Origin of the sequence: Paraburkholderia sp. BL10I2N1, assembly GCF_004361815.1 — a bacterium.
Taxonomy (GTDB): domain Bacteria; phylum Pseudomonadota; class Gammaproteobacteria; order Burkholderiales; family Burkholderiaceae; genus Paraburkholderia.
In genome coordinates this window covers 4,471,428-4,488,000 of sequence record NZ_SNWA01000001.1, presented here as the reverse complement: position 1 = coordinate 4,488,000, position 16,573 = coordinate 4,471,428, and the positions used below count along the sequence as shown (strand labels likewise).

Sequence of the window (16,573 nt, the reverse complement as noted above, 5' to 3'; positions counted from 1 at the left end):
GGAGTGTGACATTCAAGCCGCTTCCTCTGCTTTCCGTGTACTCCGTGAGCAAGGCCTCGGTCACAGCGTTCACCCGGTCTCTTGCGCTGGAACTCCCGCAACTCAATGTGAACTGAACCTGGGGTCATTCGAGCCTGGCCAATGTGCTGGCGCGTTCGGGACATGCCGTCACGCATAAGCCACACGCCCCGGCACGCATCGGCGTTTGGTGGCTACGCAACCTTCATTTCATGCACGCGCAGCTTGAGTTTCTGCGGTGTCCCTAGCCGCTGATAGTCTGCTGTATCGATCAGGCGGATTTCGAAAACGGATTCAGGGCATTTGACGGCACAATCGGCTTTACCCTCGCACGTTTTAAATTGACCACGGGGGCAATGACACCAGGGGCTTTCTTGCCAGTGGATTTCGACGCGTCGCTCATGCGCAGTCTCCTGGGTGCTTGTCGCGAACGGAAAACATGCCTTTCTGAAGTTTTCGCGCTCTTCTGGTGTCGTCTGTACCCACCGACGCCAATGCCGGCGTCCGCCACAACCGCCATGACCTCGAAATCCACCAAACAGGATCCGGCTCAGGATCAACAGACCCATGGCGTGCGCGTAGTCAATCGGGCGGCCGCCAACGAATAGTGCCGGGATAACCCAATTCCACAACGCCATCACCATCCATCCCAGCGTAAGCGGCTCGCGCCGACCATCGTAGGCGGTGACTGGGATAAACACCAAAGTAATGTCCATCATTCCGATTTGATGGGCACCACTTTGTCACAGTCTGAAGAGAAGAAGCCGGGTACTCGAACGGGGCGCCCGAACTACGCCCGGGAGCTTCGTGATCGACTGGCGGCTGCGGCTTGCGAGCCTGGCCCGCGAGAACGCCGGCTTTGAATACATCCTGGCCAAACATGAGAAGGCTGCGGCAGTACTCCAGCCAACGCTTGCCGCGAAACGCATCTCGCCACATGTGCTGCGGCATTCCTGCGCGATGCATACCCGGCAGGCAACATACGATGTCCGAAGGGTTGCTCTGTGGCTCGGGCACGCCAGAGTTCAGAGCACGGAGATTTATCTACGCGCAGACCCGACAGAGAAACTGGAAGCGCTCGCCGCGACTGGAATCCCGAATCTTCGGCGAGGCCGTTTCCGGCCGCCTGATGCTCTGATCGAGATGCTGAGATCAACGAAGCACTAGCCCTTGATGCGCAGCGTCATCAGGCCCACGGCCGCTGCCGATCTGTCGTGTACTGCCGGCCAACTGCGCATAATCGGCAACTCCACATAACATCGCATGTCGGTCACGCCCGCAGCGATCCAGATGCGCGTACCGACCGGCAGAGAGATCACGATCGCAGACTGCCCAGCACGGTACGCAGCATGTCAGCGTCGACCAGGCCGTCTACCTTAACCACCGCACGGCCGATGCGGATCTCGATCGTGCCCCCGGGCGAGGCCGGCTTCATATCTAGCGCTTGCGGATCGCCCGAAGATGACGCAAGGACCTGCGTCGGCGCGTCACTCGGCAGTACGACCGGGAGGAGGCCGGTAGATGGAGCTTGCTGCTCGGCAAGATATCGCCGTCGCCAGGTGTACAGCATGTTCGCGTTGATGCCATTCTCACGGGCCAGTCTCGCGACCGAGACGCCCGGCTCGCACGCTGCTGCCGCCAGCCGGTCCCGAAGCTCCCGTGGGTAATTCGGACGGCCTGCTCGACTACCCAGCTTCTTCTCTGGAGACTCTGACAGGGGTGGTGTCCATGGACATCACTTTGCTGTTTATCGCAGTCACCGCCTACGACGGTCGGGACGAGCCGCTTACGCTGAAGTCGAACTGGTCCCGTTTTGTGCTTGCTCTCGGATTTTAGTCGGGGCTAATAGCGGTAAGGGGACGACGACATGACGAACTGGTTACGATCGCTATCCACCAGCCGCAACAACGCCCTTAAGGCGCGCAAATTGTTGGCCGCGGTCTTCGACACGAAATCGTGGCGGCCAACTGGCGTAGGGATCCTGTTATGTCGCAGCAGCGGAGAGTTCCTCGGCGGATTGAATACATGTCGCGATTTTCCCATTGATCTGCTCAATGGCATTGCCAGGATCCGCAACGAGATCTTGGCTAGACGGGAGAGGATTTGGGTGACAAGCCCGGGCCACTGATGCTGCGAGCGGGTGCGGCGTGTCGGAGTGGGTGCCCATGGCGCCTAAAACCGGCGCAAGCCTATCCTGCCATCACTTTTTGAATCTTGTTTTTCAGGCGTGCAGTTCGCCATTTTCTGCGAGACTGATCCGCTGAGTTTGTGAAGTCACCACTGTGATTCCGTTGACCCTTTGCAGAAATTCTGTCGGCGTGTCGGGGCGATTCTGATCATGGAATCTAGCGCGTCGGTGAGACCGACGGTGTCCGTGTGTCGACTCCTTGCCTAAATATCGCGAGGTTGTCGATGCGAGTACGAACTCGGCAATGCTGCGGGTCGTATCAACGCACAGCATGAGTCTGACGGGTCGCTGCTCAACGTCGGCCAGATCAAGTTTGCAAGTCTGCGACGTGCGCTCAAACGGCCCGCCGAACTACACGACCATGTTTGCCGGTTTGGTCGCTCTACTTTTCAGGCGCTCCATTCGGAGTTGCTCACTACTTGGCCACGAGTTCGCAAGCTTTTGGTCCTAAGCCAGCATGCCATTGCGCACCAGTTTGCTTAGCCATCAACCCGGGTTTGTGACGAGGCCTCTTGTAAGCGGTTGATCTGCGCAGCACAACGAAAATATTTTTCCGTTCCGTCGGCTCCCTGTGTATTCCGACTTGTTCAGATCGTGCGGCCTAGCCATTGGAAGGGGTACTGACGAGCCTTTTCCCGGTTCTCATGATGGTGACGAAGGTGATCCATGGGAGCGAATCGTGCCGGGCGCAAAAAGCTACACACGGGCGCAGTGGGATGGGTTTGTTGGTGCGCTTGAAGCGCTACCTGAGAAGCCCCGGAGCGAACAGCGCGTCACGGTGAGCGACGCGATGAAAGAGATTCGGGCGCATATCACTGCCACCCAGGCGAAAGGGTACACGCTCGATGAAATCGTCCAGGAAGCCGGGCGCAACGGGCTCGATGTCAGCATTGGCGCTGTCAAGTATGCGCTGTATCGTCCAGAACCTTCCGGTGCGGCCTCCAGATCGGCCAATCCGCAAGGGAAGAACGAGGCGGGGCCGTTGACCCGTCAGAAGCGGACTGTAGAGCGAAAAGGCACGCGCGCGGGTGACCGGCATGACGATGCACGACAACAAAGGGGAAGGGAAGTAAGCGAGCCGGGATCAATGGAGATTCAGGACAGGTTCTCGTTCGAGATCCGGCCTGATATCGAAAACCTTTAGGAGGTCGGTCATGGATATAACTCATCCCATCTATCTGGTCGGTGGCAGTAAGGGCGGTGTTGGGAAAAGCATGGTAACGCTCGCGCTGGCTCATTACCTGCAGCGGCAGGACATTCACGCTGTTCTGGTCGAAACCGATACGTCGAATCCCGACGTCATGAAAGCGCTTAGAGACGAGATCACATGCGCGGCTTATGACCTGGCGCGATCAATTTTGAAGTGCAACACCTTGATCTGCTAAGGTGCGCAGTGATTGTCAATACCGCGGCACGTAATCAGACGGGCGTGACACGATATGGCAGCACACTCGCACGGACACTGGATGAACTGGGGCGACAGCTTGTCGTGCTATGGGTGATCAACCGGCAGCGCGACAGCCTGGAGTTGCTGCATATTTTCGGGCAGACGTTTCCGGATACCGTGACGCATGTCGTTCGCAACGGCTACTTCGGTGCACCCGACAAATTCGCTTTGTATCAGGAGTCTCAGCTTCGCAAAACGATCGAGACGAAGGGCCGCTCACTCGATTTTCCTGATCTGGTGGATCGCGTTGCGGACGAACTACGCAGTCAACGTGTCTCGATCCGCAGGGCGGCAGAAACCATGCACATTGGACAGCGGGCGGAGTTGTTTCGCTGGCGGGAGTTGTGCGACGCCATGTTCTCAAAAGTCATCAGCAGCGAGAGGACGCCGCATGACCAATAGGCGGTCGAAATCGGTCGATCCGATCATTCACCTGTTTCGCGAGGTGTCCGGCGACGTCCCGGACGGAGCCAGTCTCGCCCGCATGCACCGGCTCTCGAACGCATTGAACCTGCATGACAATGACGCGCTATGGTCGATCATTGCGGTGCTCGAATACTACGCGCGCCTGTATGAGGCCATGCCGGAGCGAATCCGGTGGGCGAGCGAGGGTAGCCTCGAAGCCGCGCGTCGCGAGGTCGGCGGCGCGACCGATGCGCTGATGCAGTAGCATCGGGACGCGCTTGAGCGATGCAAGGCGACGATCCAGTTGGCGGAAAACCTGATGCGGGAGCATGAGGAACGGTACCGGGCAGCACTGGCAGCCCTCAATGAGACTGCCATGATGGCGTTGACCGAGCGTATGGCAAATCAGGTCGCGCGTACGGCGGGTAACCGGCTGATCGGTGCGGCGGCGCTTTCGGCGCGGGAGCAGCGCCAGCGGCTGGAAAGCACAATCCACACGTTCGTTCGGGCGGTTGAAGCAGCGACGGAGCGGGTAGAGGCGATGGCTACAAGGGTGGAAAGGCGTTTCGCGCGCTCGATGTATCGCCTGCTGCTGGTGGGCGGTGCCGTCCTCTGCCTTCTGCTCGCCGCAGGCGGTCTGGTTGGCCGGCGGACGGGATGCCAACCGTCGGCCACGGACTGTCGCGCAGTTCAGTTCCGGTCGGCAGACGGCAGGCCCTGAATGGACTGTGCCGTCTGCCTTGCCTGGTTACCGGACGAGGGCTGGAGCTTACGCTGCCCGCGAGTCAGGTTGCGCGGGGTCAATGCATGTAATCAGTCGGGAAAGGCCACGGCGGCTGATTACTGTCGGTGGCGGGAGGTACTTGCTCGTCCCGCGGCGCTGCTGGTGTACTCGCCGCCGCTCTCCGCATCAGGACCATTGCTGGCGTCTTCGCCGTCCCGTGTATCACCGGTGTTGCCTACAGCATCCGGGTCGCCTTCGTCCTCGTCCTCGTGGACAGCCCAGGAGGGCGTGGCCGGGACTTCGCGATCGGTGAGTATTTCCGGGAGCCATGCAGACTTCGCAAGTCGCAGTTCGGCTGCCGCTGCGGCGTCGACCTTCTTCATCTTACTGAGGTCGGCGGCAACCTTGGGCGACAGGGCAGTGGTCACCACTTCGGCGATGCGCGCTTTGCTGACATGATCGAAATACGAAGCGCGCGTGGGCGTCCAGTATCGCGTCATATCGAGTTGCAGCGCGGTGCTGATGGCGCACCGGCACAGGATAGTCGGCGGTGATATGGCCGTTCGCGTACAGCAGGTCGAGCACCGCATGACGGCGCTGACCCGCGCGTACGCCGTGTCTGCGCGCCTTGCCACGTGACCCCTTCATTTCGTGTACAACAAGGTTCTGTAACAGGCCCTTCGCGCGGATGTTGTCCGCGAGCGCTGGAATGACCGACAGGGGTTTGGTCCGGGCGTTATGGGGTGAGGGACACAGACTCGAATAGGGCACGGTCGCGACCGGTTGCTCGTTACCGAAATTCGTTTCGAGCAGGGATACGGCAGTGGCTTCCGCTGTTGCTCCGTCGGAAGGCGTTGTACTGGTTTGTGCGATGACTTCGGATTTGCATGATCGACTCCAGAATGATTGACAGAGATCGTCCGGGTCACGGTGTTACGGATCACGTCAGGACTGGACCCGGGTAGGTATCCTGATCGCCAATCTGCTGGGAGGGCGGCGATGCACGGTCGCCCCTCCGGTCCTTACGCCTTCATCTGGCGCATTGCATCGGCAAGCATCCAGAGCGCGCGGTTCAGCTTCACGTTCTGATCGATGCCGACGACTGGGCGCGTGGACATGGCCCGACCAGTGCGCGAGCGGCCGTGCAGACCTCCCTTGGTCATGTTTTCCTGAACGCGGTTGAAGACGGTCCAGAGGTCATCACGGTGATCTTCGAAGCGGCGTACGTTGAGCAACTGGCTCCCGGTGATCGGAGCCGGTGTGTTGGCGTCAGTCGGGTCGTAGCGCAGGGCGAGGGCGGAGCGGGCAAACGCGTGCTGTTCGTCACGGGTGAGTTTGGCGGCGCGCATGCCGTCCTTCTGCTCGCGGATCAGGTCGAAGCCGTCGAGCACGTCGAATGCACCATTGATGACGTTCTGCACGATGTCGCCCTTGTGCGGCACGCGCACCTCACCCACTGTGTCGCCCGCGACCATGCCGTTTTGACAGACGAACCTGAACGCGCCAGCGAGCATCTGATAGCTGCTGGTGCCATCGTGCGAGTTGAGGAGGACGATCTCGTTGGCTTCCTCGCCAGTAATTTCGTCGGCGTGGCGTAACGGCAAGGAGGCCGTAATGCAGAGGAAACGGCTGGCAGGTGCGATGATCGGCATTTCGAATGTGTTCCTGCTTCGCATTACCAGGCGGTTATAGGGAGTCAAGCCAATCCAGGAGATTCGGATTACGTCGCCACCGCGGCGGACTGCGAGGCCGGGTTGACTGGTCCATTTGTTCAAGAGCGCGCCGCTTGGTCTCGATGTTCGCGCGTGCGTAATGATTTGTCGTGTTGAGACTCACGTGTCCGAACCAGCTTCTTATCACGGTGACATCAACTCCGGACGCCACCAGTTGGACCCCGACCGTGTGGCGAAACGTGTGCGGATGCACGCGTTTCCCTCGTAAAGACGGTGCCTCGTTCGTCGCCGTCCGCACGTACTGCGCGAGCTTGTATCGCACGCCGGCGGCACTGAGAGGGAAACCATAACGATTAACGAACAACGGTTCGTTCTCCGGTCTCGGGTTTCGCTCGAGCAACGCAGCCAGCAATGCCGCGGTTTCCGGCCAGATCGGACAGATCCGCATCTTGTTGCCCTTACCACAAAGCTTCACCTGCTCCGGCGCTGCCAGACGGATATTGCACGGACAGAGACTCAATGCTTCCTGGATGCGCGCGCCAGTGTTATACAGGAAGGCAAGAAGCGCGTAATCGCGTTGTCCCTCTGGTGTCGAGCGGTCTGGCTGGCGCAGAATCGCCTCGACCTCCTCGATGTCGAGGTACGCGGGTTCGGTAATTGGCCCTCTCTTGGCAGGAATGCGCAATACGGCAGCGCATTGCATGGCCGCTAACGGCTCCCGGTCCGCAATGAACCGGTAAAAAGAATGGAGTGCCGCCAACCGGCAGTTGCGTGTGCCTATCGATGTATGCCGCTCTGATTCGATGTGCTTGAGGAACGCGAGCACTTCGTCGGCGGTCAATTCGTCAAGCTTGATTGAGCTTACCGGGCAGTGTCGCCGTGCAGCGACGAACCGCAAGTAAAGTCGCCAGGTGTCGCGATAGGACAGAATTGTGTGTCGCGAACAATTGCGCTGCTCAGCGAGCCACTCGTGGAAGAACGCGTGGAGCCAGTACGCGAGGGGTGCCATTTTCATGACGCTTCTCCCGGCAAACGCAGCACGCGTGCATTGTGACGCCGATAGCGTTCACTAGCCTGACGGAGCAGTTCTGGAGAGACGTGCAGGTATGCGAGTGTCGACCGGATATCCTTGTGACCAAGGTACGCCGCCAGATGCGGTAAGCGATCTTGAGGATTGATGCCAGCTCGATACCATTGCACCATCCGATGCCCAACGAATGTGTGCCTAATATCATGAACCCGTGGCCCTTGATGACCATGCGCGGGTTTAAGCCCTGCGCGACGAATTACCTCGGTCAACATCCATTCAATTAGCCTTTTGCAGTATCCCGATCGACGCAGCGGCGACCACCACAAGGGGGCTCTCGATGTGATCGGTGCACCGAATGCCGCGCGTGCTTCCAGATAGGCGCGTAGGACGTCGAGCGCGCTTGGCGACAGGGCCAAGCGGCGCGACTTAAAAAACTTCGTCTCGCGGACCTCGAGTAGCCCGCGGGCAAGATCCAGATCGCCGACGGTTAACGATGCGATTTCGCCGAGCCGCAAACCGGCACAGTATGCCAACGTCATCATTGCGTGCAGAGCGACTGGCCGTAGAGGTGCCTTCGGTGAAGGGAATGTGCGAGCCGCATCGAGCAGCATACGAATCTCAGCCTCGGTAAAGAGATATGGGCACCGCTCCTGCTGGATCAGTCGGCCATATAATCCTGGTTCGATCGGCAGAGTTGGGACCTCAGGGGCCTTTCGGCGTAACGCTTTTGACAGCGTGGCTCCACATTGCTGAGCCAGGTACTGATGCCGCAAGCCGGGGCTTTCGTTACGCCATGCATCGAACTGCTGTCGAAGCGGGACAGTTGCCAGTGCAGGGTGACGCTGTAGGAATCGGTCGAAGCGCAGCAGATCACTCGCGCGCGTATCGTACCGGTAGCCCAGTGACTTCATCCGCACAACGTGTTCCTGCATCGCAGGGCCAAGTACGCTGCCCCAAACGGGAAGTGGAATCAGCCGTCGCAGGGCGCTTCCGTTGTCATCTTCGAGCAAGGCCCGAACAACCGGACCGATCAGTCGTCCGTAATGTGCGTACAGTTCTAGAACGGGATGCGAACCACCTCCGGCGTTCGTGCGCCATTGCAGGTAGCGGACGACTACGCGTGCCCGGTTTTCCACGCAACTCACTGGCGATTTTTGGACTTCCTGTCGCAACCACGTCCGCAGGACTTCAATCGCGCTTTCTTCGTCTGGAAGCGCTTTGTCGGACATGAAGGTCTCAAACTTCCGCAAGGCACGGGCGTAATCGCTACGCGTCTCAGGTCCTATCGACAGCGTGTCGACGAACCGGAGAACAAGGTCGTTGCTAGTCATGTCGTCACCTCTTGCGGAAGATCAAGTGCGACTGACCGTAAATCGTCAGTTGCCAGCTTGAGATACATTGCTGTACCTCGCACACTGTAATGTCCCAGGATATCTCCGATCACCTTGATCGATACGCCACTACCCAGCAAAGACTCGGCCCGGCTATGCCTCAAGACATGAACCCCGCGCTTTCCTGTCAGCGACACTCCTGCGGCCTGAATGGCGTGGTTCAGCACCCGATGAAGACCGGCACGCAGCGGCCCATAAGGCGCTACCGCCTGCACAAACACTTCTCGCGTTGACGTCGCGGGACGACCGCACTTGAGATAGTCGAATAGCGCGTCGGCGGGATCACGTAACAATGGCAGCTCCGAGCACGCACCTGTCTTTGTATGTCTGATGTGAATCCGTTCATGCCGCCAGTCGATATCTGACAGGCGCAAACCACGGATCTCTCCACTGCGCAGGCCATAGGTCGACAGAAGCATCAGCATCGCGTAGTTACGGATACCTAATGGTGAGCGATCGCGTCGGGCAATTTCCAGCACCCGATCGATGTCCTTTCGAGGGATTGTCGTCGGAATAGCCTCGTGCTTATAGATGATAGGTCCATCAATGGCGTTTGCCAGATCCGTTGCGATTTGATTGCTATCGAACAGGTAGCGCAGTACACCACGTAACGTGCTTATTACATGTGCCTTTGAGCGGCGCTTCATCACGACAACCCGCGATGCAATATAGGCGTCGAGGTCCGGAAGGCATAACGTTTCAATGCTCGTTCCATGATCGTGCAGCCACCTCAGAAGAGAATACATTTCGAAGCGTCTATGTCTGCGCGTGTTAGGAGATAGCCCGCGCATCTCCACCATCCACGTTTCATAGCTGCGCACCAAATCGAACACGACGATATCGTGATCCGTTGTCGGCGCGAACTCTGGCGGCCACTTGCCGTTGTGGACCAGTCGCAGCAGCATCTTGATAGAGGCACAATCTTTCCTTCTGCTGGCGACGGGTAGCGGATGCTGGTCATGTAGCCGCTTCAGGTTCGCGAGATACATGTCGACGTCTGACCGAGATACAGACTCGATAGTTTTTCCTCGACGCTCCAGATCGAGAAGGAAGCATCGCGCAGCAAAGTCATATTGCTTCGCGATCCTGCGACAGTAGCCTGCGTCCTGGAGACGATGCCTCAATAGATCAAGCCACGGACTTGAACAAGGTACCGATCGATACATGATGACCTCCTTTCCTGGCGGGAAGCGCGAGCGTCATAACTGGCGGTTTGGGCGGCTATCAAATAATGAAAAGTTGAACAGCCGTAACCTACGCCCAGCGCCGAGGTACACGATACCCCTTCGCATTACGGCTTCCTTGCCGTTACGCCATTAACCGCAAGCTTGCGGTTAGTGGCGCATGCGGATCATGTGTTTCGTGAATTCGCGTTTGTCCTGATCGCGCACACGTGTCTGGCACACCATGAAGGGCTGGAAGCCTTCGTTGCGCAGGCCCTTCAGTACATCGATGGTCGGAATGTAGGTGTAGCGTTCCGAGCGGCTTTGATGCTTGCCTTCGGCGAAGATGGACGGCGCGATGCGACGGATCTGGTCATCGGAGAGGGGCGAGTCGGAACGAAGCATCGGGGAGCCGTAGCGGAAAGAGGAAGCGAGTTGCATGGCAATCTCCACATCAAGAAGTTGATCGGTGTTGCGCTGACCGGGCTCCAAGATTCCGCACCGTCGTAGGGTTTGGTTTCATCCTGGTCGAAGCTGGAGGTTGGCTTTGCTGCCGCCAGTCTCCTGAGTTCGCGCCCGTGCGACTCAAGGAGCCGGCGCCGGGCGGCCGTCAAGGAAAGAAGTGAGGGGTGGGTGCGGGACGGAGCGAAGCGCAGGACACGGCCCCGAACGCCTTGACGGCCGTCTGGTGTCGGCTACGGTCGCGGGTTAGGGCGGGAACGGTGGAGACTGGTAGCGGCGAAACTGCGCAGTTGAGCGGGATGAAACGCCGCGCGGCGAGCGCGAATGTGGAGGCCGCGTGCGGCCTTCACCTGACTAGTCTTTGAGGGGTAGGGCTCTTTCGGGGATTGACGCTCTGCAGAGTCGAGACGCCCGATGAGGCTTAACGGATGCGCGAAAGCCGATCCAACGGCGCAGGGATATGCCTGGGAGGCTCCTTGCAATCCGAATCGTGATAGACAGCGCTCATCGTGGTCGTGAGTCCGGATCCTGCTCGCGGGAGAAAGGGATACGTAGGAAGCAAGGAAAGGGAACGCCGGAACCGGCGCCGAGCGGATCGATCGGCGCAGGAGCGCAGATGTTTCATTGGTTCCCGAGCTTTTGGCGGCGTTGTGCGACCGTCTCAAAGTCGGCCTTTGTGGTCGTTCGCAGCGGGGCATGTGCAGCCGACAGCGAATGGCCGCTTTCGAGCGCCTCGTGGGACCGCAAACGACCCATTTGTGCCCTTGAGAGCGATGCGAGCACTACGGCCGTTTCTGAGGGCACATCGGTCGTTCGCGTCTGCTTACCAGACGACGAACGATTTTTCGACAGTCAACAGGCTCTGTTGCCGCAAGCCTCCGTTTCTGTGGTGTGTGACGCGACCGACACCAACCGGATGGTTATTGCTTAAAGGACTTCGGTGCCGGCTGTTGCGAAGACTACTGAGTCCATTGCAAACGGTTCCACATCGCACGCTGAAACGCATTAAACTCTTTGCCGAGCGCGGTTGCGTCGTTCGGAGAAACCGGCCAAGAAGGCCGAACGGATTTGGAGAGGGGCGCGGAGCAGCGAACAAACAAAAAGGGCAGGTATATATAGTGCACTTAGGGCTAAACTGTTGAGAAGCCTGCGGTTAGGTTGGTTATTACTATAGATAATTCACAGGTTACTGAAAGATGAAACAGAATCCTGGGCTTCGCCCGGCGGTAAAGTTAAACGATTTTGGACCGAAAGAGATCGAGATTGTTCATAATCTAGCGACGATATTTTTTGTCTCAAACGCGAAAGTAGGAAAAGCAGGCAAAGACAGATATCCGGTAGTTTATCTAAAGCCGACCGATGATTTGCAGCAACGATTCTGTTTCTTCTCGGAGTTGCTGTGTGTGCTTCATCCATATCCGGTTCTCGATGCGCGCGTTATCGATTTTATTGATAGAACGTTGTCGGCAAGCCAAAACCGACTAGATCGCTTGTGTGTCTTGATCGTTTCGAATGCATCCGATGTTGAGGCTAACGTACCGAAGGTGAGTATCACTAGCGAGGCGCGGGTGTTTGTCCCATTCCGTTATAACGAACTGACGGGTAGCGTTGCAGGCAAGGGAGATATTGTCAGACGGCGGCTAGAGGAAAATCTCTATACGAAGGATCTTTTCGCGATTTCGTCTGCCTTGAAGACGGATAGGTACTTTTTTGGGCGTCGAACAGATGTGCAACGTATTATCGGAAAATACAATGAAGGGGAAAACAGTTCGATATTCGGTCTTCGACGTATTGGCAAGACGTCTGTGCTTTGGGCCGTAGTTAGAGAGCTTCGGGATATAGGTGCGCCTGTCGCTTTTATTGATTGTACTGATACGCGCTTTCACAAGGCCCGCTGGAATCAAACACTTTTTCGCATTAAGCAAGCCTTGTTTCAAGCAAATCCGATAGCGGAAGGCGGACATGGCGAGCATGCCTATTCTGAGGCAGGAGCTTCGGTTGCATTTTCGGAGGATCTTTTGTTAGTCAAGAAAACATATGGAAAGCCATCGTTACTTATATTCGATGAAATAGAAAACCTCTCGTTTGATCTGTCGCCGACAAATCATTGGGCTAGTGGTGCAGATTATCTCGCCTTTTGGCAAACGATACGGTCGACATTTCAACAAAATCCAAATCTTTTCTCTTTCTTAGTATGCGGTGTTAATCCTCGCTGCGTAGAGGTACCGCTTATAGGTCCAAGCCTTGACAATCCGCTATATCGCTACGTGGAGCCGACATATCTTGGGTTCTTTGACGTAGACGATGTGACCGCCATGCTCAAATATATTGGTGGCTATATGGGGATGTCCTTTGATACGGAAGTGTATACCTACCTTACGGACGAATATGGTGGGCATCCATTTCTGATTCGCCAAGTGTGTAGCAAACTACATCAGTGGCATCTGAAAAAACTTCTGCCTCGTAAAGTGCATATAAGAAAAGAAATATACCGTGAAAAACGGGATGAGCTTAGACTCAGCACACGGGACTACATTGACCTTATTCTCCGCATCCTGAGGGAGAGGTACGTTGATGAGTACAGGCTCTTGCAACATCTTTCGGCTGATGACCATCAGACATTTTCGTCATATGCTTTGGACGAACCAACATTAATAAACCATCTGCTTGGATATGGACTTGTGACGAAGGCAAGCGATAAGTATCACTTTCGCATCATCGCAGTCCAAGATGCAATCGCCGATACCGCAACCCATCTTCGGTCGCCCGCAACTTTGGAAGAGCGCTGGGAGTTGCTAAACGCAGAAAGGAATTCGTTTGAGCAAGAGTTGAGGAATATTGTAAAGCGCACGTTGAAAATAGCTTTTGGAACCCCGGTAGCCAAAGATAAATTCGTCAACGCAATGATAAAGAGATCCCAAAAAGACAAGGCTGCAACATATTCATACGACGACATGTTCCGCGGTGAAGTTTATTTCTCGGATTTAAAACGCGCCATTATCGGTGAATGGGAAACCTTTAAAAATATTTTCCGAGATGATAAGGCTCGCTTCGAGCATGCAATGACCACTGTCAACAAACTCAGGGCCGACGCGCATGCGAATGAAATTGATGCTGACAATTTTAGCTCGGCGATGGAATCCATTCGGTGGTTGAAAGGCTCGATCGAAGAAAACTGCTGAAGAGAGCGTATCTGGGCTCTAAGTTGTGTACGGCCGTTCTTTGAGGCGAAGCCGACGTTCAAGTGTCCACGCGAGATGGCGGTCGAATGGCTGCAACTGGCCCGGCTGCTGCCTGTCGCGATCAGCAGCGTCCGACCGTTTATAGGACCCTGAATCAAGAAGAGGACGCCGGCTCTGTCGACCGCTACGACGTACTCTTAAGCAAATCGGTGCAGGCGTTACAGAGATCGGTCTGGGTGAAGGATCAATATGTATCGGAGTCAAAGCTCTGCTCCTGGGGAGGAACGACGCGGATTGCCTCGTCCAGAAAGCAGAGCGGGTTTCTTCTCGGGCACCACCAGAGCTCAATCGGAGCACCTTACCGCGCGAGTGGCTTAGTCCGTTCGGCCGTTGCGCACGGTCAGAAGGGGTTGCAGCTTCGGGAACTCCGCCTCAACTCAACTAACCCCCGGCCGAATTCGGGCATTCGGAGCTGCCGAAAACGCTCTATCAACGCACCCCGCGGCTCGGGATATGCATTCACACCTCAAAGAATTTCGTCGGCATAGAATTGATCGATCTAACACCGAGACAAAGAGGTCACTGGCCATGCCTGATCAGCCGACAGCTAGCGCAAGCAATCGCGCGCCTTACCTTGCGCTAGTTGAGGAGCTCATTCGATACGACACGACCAGCAGCCGCTCGAATCTCGGCCTGATCGAAGCAATCCGGGATCGCCTTCGAGCCCGCGACGTCGAAGCGCTTCTCGTCTATGACCGGTCCCGGCAAAAGGCGAATCTGTTCGCGACGTTGCCAGCGATGCACGGCGAGACGAATGGCGGCGTCGTGCTGTCCGGACACACCGATGTCGTTCCCGTAACCGGCCAGAACTGGTCAAGTGATCCCTTCGATCCGGTCATCCGCGGCGATCGAATCTACGGCCGCGGCTCGTGCGACATGAAAGGGTTTATCGCCGTGACGCTCGGCTTGTTACCCGACATCCAGAAGCGCCGGCTGCGCGAGCCGATTCATCTCGCATTTTCTTTCGACGAGGAAGTCGGCTGTCTCGGCGCGCCGTTGCTGCTGGCGGAACTTGCGAAACGCGGCATTCGCCCGGCTGGGTGCATCGTCGGTGAACCGACAAGCATGCGGCCCGTCGTCGCGCACAAAGGCAACAATGCTTACCGATGCTGCGTGAAGGGTCTGGCCGGCCATTCGTCCCGCACGCCGAGCGGCGTCAACGCGATCGAATATGCGGCGCGGCTGATCTGCCGCATCCGCGAGGCCGCCGATCTACTTCGCCGCAACGGCCCGTTCGATCGCGCCTTCGACGTGCCATTTTCGACGGCGCAGACCGGCATGATCTCAGGCGGCATCGCGATCAACACGATTCCCGAGCAGTGCGAGTTCTTCTTTGAGTATCGCAACCTGCCTTCAGAAGATCCAGAACGCTTTTTCGAACAGATCGCCCGCTATGCCCGCGAGCAACTCGAACCGGAGATGCGCGCGGTGGCCGACATGGCGTCGATCTCGTTTGAAAAGGTCGGCACGACCCCGGCGCTCGACAGCGCGGAACAAGCCGCCGTCACGCGACTCGTGCGGAGCCTGTGCAACGACTTCGAGACACGCAAGGTGACCTACGGTACCGAGGCCGGCCTGTTCTCGCAGGCTGGAATTCCGACTGTCATCTGCGGTCCTGGCAGCATCGACGATGCCCACAAGGCGGACGAATCCGTCGAGTTGTGGCAACTCGCGGAATGCGACCACTTCCTGCGGCAGGTACTCGAAACGCTCACCGCGCCCTGAAGCACGCCGACGTCATTGGCCATCGAACAGGATCGCCTCCAGATCGTCGTGCTCTTCCTCGGGCTCATGCAACCGGAGCGTGGCTTCGATATGTTCGAGATGCTCGATCATCACTTTTTGCGCCAGCTTCAAGTTGCCCGCTTCCAGCGCATCGATCAGGCGCGTATGTTCGTCATGTGGACACGCCTTCGCCGTCGGCGCGTTGTAGAGCAGGATGGTCAGGCAGGTGAGCATCTGCAGGCCGCGCATCGTACGCTCGACGAAGCGATTGCCCGACACCTGCGCGAGCATCACGTGGAATTCGCCTGAAAGTCGTACCGAGGTGCGCCGGTCATCACGCTTACGGGCCTCATCTTCCTGTGCCACATGCGCGCGCAAACGCGCCAGGTCTTTCTTCGTCGCGCAACGGCACACCTTTTCGATGATCGGCAATTCGATCTGACGCCGCGCCTCGAACAACTCGCGCGCCTCCTCCACCGTCGGGCTCGCAACAAACGCGCCGCGATTCGGCACGATCGTGACGACAAGTTCGTGCGCCAGTTGCTGCAACACTGTCCGCACAGTGGTGCGGCTGACGCCAAAAATAGTGGCGAGCCGGTCTTCGGCGAGCTTCGTGCCGGGCTGCAGCCGATGCTCCGAGATCGCATTCATCAAGCGCTCGTAAATCACGTGGCGATGCGCGCCGTCGAAGGAGCCAGCCACTTCGTTTTCGGCCGTCTTCGCCCTCTTCTTATCAGTCGGCATGAAAGGGTCCTGGTAATGAGTTGAATCACGACAAGGGCGACGTGCGCGGTTGACTACACCAATTGCACTGCCTCGCCGCAGTGCAAATTATCGCCGATATTGCACACAAGTTATATGCCAGATTGTATTTTTGTTGCAAAAGAAAATTGTACGACTGTGTCCGTCATTCCTTGTTAGATCAAGCTAGAAATGCTTGAACGCATGATGCCCAGTCACTGTGCCGAGCGCAACATGGCGGTGCAAAATCAGCCTTTCGGCCACATTGTGGTGCGTTTTTCGAAGACAGGATGAGACACAATTGTGTACAAGTTTTAAGATTTATTTAAAACAATATCCTCAACATCCTGTAAACAAAGCGATG

13 protein-coding genes and 7 pseudogenes are annotated in these 16,573 nt (G+C 57.2%); 8 read left to right on the top strand and 12 right to left on the bottom strand.

Going from position 1 to position 16,573, the window contains the following annotated elements; genetic code table 11:
• Window positions 1-2 precede the first annotated feature (2 nt).
• Window positions 3-110 (top strand): annotated as a pseudogene (locus B0G77_RS44410) (short-chain dehydrogenase/reductase); the annotation flags it as partial.
• A gap of 14 nt (window positions 111-124) precedes the next feature.
• Here the strand turns inward: B0G77_RS44410 and B0G77_RS20885 are convergent.
• Window positions 125-421 (bottom strand): annotated as a pseudogene (locus B0G77_RS20885) (4Fe-4S binding protein).
• A 37-nt stretch (window positions 422-458) separates the two neighbouring features.
• Window positions 459-662 (bottom strand): annotated as a pseudogene (locus tag B0G77_RS20880) (hypothetical protein); the annotation flags it as partial.
• Window positions 663-825: 163 nt separating this feature from the next.
• Here B0G77_RS20880 and B0G77_RS20875 point away from each other — a divergent pair.
• Window positions 826-1,185 carry a tyrosine-type recombinase/integrase gene (locus tag B0G77_RS20875; RefSeq protein ID WP_243751073.1) on the top strand — a complete coding sequence of 120 codons (360 nt, stop codon included), beginning with the start codon at window positions 826-828 and terminating at the stop codon, window positions 1,183-1,185.
• A gap of 148 nt (window positions 1,186-1,333) precedes the next feature.
• On the opposite strand, the gene B0G77_RS44405 is transcribed toward B0G77_RS20875, so the two are convergent.
• Window positions 1,334-1,588 (bottom strand): IS66 family insertion sequence element accessory protein TnpB, encoded by a 255-nt coding sequence (locus B0G77_RS44405; RefSeq protein ID WP_243751072.1) that lies wholly within the window; start codon window positions 1,586-1,588, stop codon window positions 1,334-1,336.
• 15 nt (window positions 1,589-1,603) lie between these two features.
• Window positions 1,604-1,660, bottom strand: a pseudogene (locus tag B0G77_RS44400) (IS66 family insertion sequence element accessory protein TnpB); the annotation flags it as partial.
• A 1,225-nt stretch (window positions 1,661-2,885) separates the two neighbouring features.
• Here B0G77_RS44400 and B0G77_RS20865 point away from each other — a divergent pair.
• The 4 genes and pseudogenes from B0G77_RS20865 (at window position 2,886) to B0G77_RS44390 (ending at window position 4,779) form a co-directional block, all read left to right on the top strand.
• Window positions 2,886-3,350 carry a hypothetical protein gene (locus B0G77_RS20865; protein ID WP_133663812.1) on the top strand — a complete coding sequence of 155 codons (465 nt, stop codon included), beginning with the start codon at window positions 2,886-2,888 and terminating at the stop codon, window positions 3,348-3,350.
• Window positions 3,351-3,360: 10 nt separating this feature from the next.
• A pseudogene (locus B0G77_RS20860) lies at window positions 3,361-4,055 on the top strand (P-loop NTPase).
• Window positions 4,045-4,323, top strand: coding sequence for a hypothetical protein (locus B0G77_RS44395; protein ID WP_243751071.1), 279 nt, complete (start codon window positions 4,045-4,047; stop codon window positions 4,321-4,323). The pseudogene B0G77_RS20860 and the gene B0G77_RS44395 overlap by 11 nt, the downstream one beginning before the upstream one ends.
• 39 nt (window positions 4,324-4,362) lie before the next feature.
• A complete protein-coding gene (locus B0G77_RS44390) occupies window positions 4,363-4,779 on the top strand; it encodes a hypothetical protein (RefSeq protein WP_243751070.1) in 417 nt (138 codons plus the stop codon).
• A 119-nt stretch (window positions 4,780-4,898) separates the two neighbouring features.
• Here B0G77_RS44390 and B0G77_RS20850 read toward each other — a convergent pair whose 3' ends face one another.
• The 7 genes and pseudogenes from B0G77_RS20850 to B0G77_RS20820 form a co-directional block, all read right to left on the bottom strand.
• A complete protein-coding gene (locus tag B0G77_RS20850) occupies window positions 4,899-5,282 on the bottom strand; it encodes a hypothetical protein (protein ID WP_133663811.1) in 384 nt (127 codons plus the stop codon).
• A complete protein-coding gene (locus tag B0G77_RS20845) occupies window positions 5,167-5,553 on the bottom strand; it encodes a ParB/Srx family N-terminal domain-containing protein (RefSeq protein WP_243751069.1) in 387 nt (128 codons plus the stop codon). Before B0G77_RS20845 ends, B0G77_RS20850 begins: the two co-directional genes overlap by 116 nt.
• A 251-nt stretch (window positions 5,554-5,804) precedes the next feature.
• A pseudogene (locus tag B0G77_RS20840) lies at window positions 5,805-6,380 on the bottom strand (DUF932 domain-containing protein); the annotation flags it as partial.
• 88 nt (window positions 6,381-6,468) lie between these two features.
• Window positions 6,469-7,464 carry a tyrosine-type recombinase/integrase gene (locus tag B0G77_RS20835; RefSeq protein ID WP_243751126.1) on the bottom strand — a complete coding sequence of 332 codons (996 nt, stop codon included), beginning with the start codon at window positions 7,462-7,464 and terminating at the stop codon, window positions 6,469-6,471.
• Between the two features lie 2 nt (window positions 7,465-7,466).
• The gene (locus tag B0G77_RS20830; RefSeq protein WP_133662644.1) at window positions 7,467-8,816 is read right to left on the bottom strand and encodes a tyrosine-type recombinase/integrase; all 1,350 of its coding nucleotides are present in this window, start codon (window positions 8,814-8,816) and stop codon (window positions 7,467-7,469) included.
• A complete protein-coding gene (locus B0G77_RS20825; RefSeq protein WP_133662643.1) occupies window positions 8,813-10,042 on the bottom strand; it encodes a site-specific integrase in 1,230 nt (409 codons plus the stop codon). Before B0G77_RS20825 ends, B0G77_RS20830 begins: the two co-directional genes overlap by 4 nt.
• A 171-nt stretch (window positions 10,043-10,213) precedes the next feature.
• Window positions 10,214-10,480, bottom strand: a pseudogene (locus B0G77_RS20820) (DUF932 domain-containing protein); the annotation flags it as partial.
• 1,217 nt (window positions 10,481-11,697) lie between these two features.
• On the opposite strand from B0G77_RS20820, the gene B0G77_RS20815 reads away from it, so the two are divergent.
• Complete coding sequence (locus B0G77_RS20815) at window positions 11,698-13,683, top strand: ATP-binding protein (RefSeq protein ID WP_133663809.1); 1,986 nt, start codon at window positions 11,698-11,700, stop codon at window positions 13,681-13,683.
• A gap of 588 nt (window positions 13,684-14,271) precedes the next feature.
• On the top strand, window positions 14,272-15,468 hold the full coding sequence (argE, locus tag B0G77_RS20810) for an acetylornithine deacetylase (RefSeq protein WP_133660513.1): 1,197 nt from the start codon (window positions 14,272-14,274) through the stop codon (window positions 15,466-15,468).
• Window positions 15,469-15,480: 12 nt separating this feature from the next.
• Here argE and B0G77_RS20805 read toward each other — a convergent pair whose 3' ends face one another.
• Window positions 15,481-16,212 (bottom strand): GntR family transcriptional regulator, encoded by a 732-nt coding sequence (locus B0G77_RS20805; RefSeq protein WP_133663808.1) that lies wholly within the window; start codon window positions 16,210-16,212, stop codon window positions 15,481-15,483.
• Between the last annotated feature and the right edge of the window lie 361 nt (window positions 16,213-16,573).

What these genes read in the sequence shown, in the direction of transcription:
- B0G77_RS44405 (WP_243751072.1), bottom strand. Translation starts at nt 1,588, where the DNA reads ATGCTGTACACCTGGCGACGGCGATATCTTGCCGAGCAGCAAGCTCCA.
- B0G77_RS44395 (WP_243751071.1), top strand. Translation starts at nt 4,045, where the DNA reads ATGACCAATAGGCGGTCGAAATCGGTCGATCCGATCATTCACCTGTTT.
- B0G77_RS20850 (WP_133663811.1), bottom strand. Translation starts at nt 5,282, where the DNA reads ATGACGCGATACTGGACGCCCACGCGCGCTTCGTATTTCGATCATGTC.
- B0G77_RS20835 (WP_243751126.1), bottom strand. Translation starts at nt 7,464, where the DNA reads ATGGCACCCCTCGCGTACTGGCTCCACGCGTTCTTCCACGAGTGGCTC.
- B0G77_RS20830 (WP_133662644.1), bottom strand. Translation starts at nt 8,816, where the DNA reads ATGACTAGCAACGACCTTGTTCTCCGGTTCGTCGACACGCTGTCGATA.
- B0G77_RS20825 (WP_133662643.1), bottom strand. Translation starts at nt 10,042, where the DNA reads ATGTATCGATCGGTACCTTGTTCAAGTCCGTGGCTTGATCTATTGAGG.
- B0G77_RS20815 (WP_133663809.1), top strand. Translation starts at nt 11,698, where the DNA reads ATGAAACAGAATCCTGGGCTTCGCCCGGCGGTAAAGTTAAACGATTTT.
- argE (WP_133660513.1), top strand. Translation starts at nt 14,272, where the DNA reads ATGCCTGATCAGCCGACAGCTAGCGCAAGCAATCGCGCGCCTTACCTT.
- B0G77_RS20805 (WP_133663808.1), bottom strand. Translation starts at nt 16,212, where the DNA reads ATGCCGACTGATAAGAAGAGGGCGAAGACGGCCGAAAACGAAGTGGCT.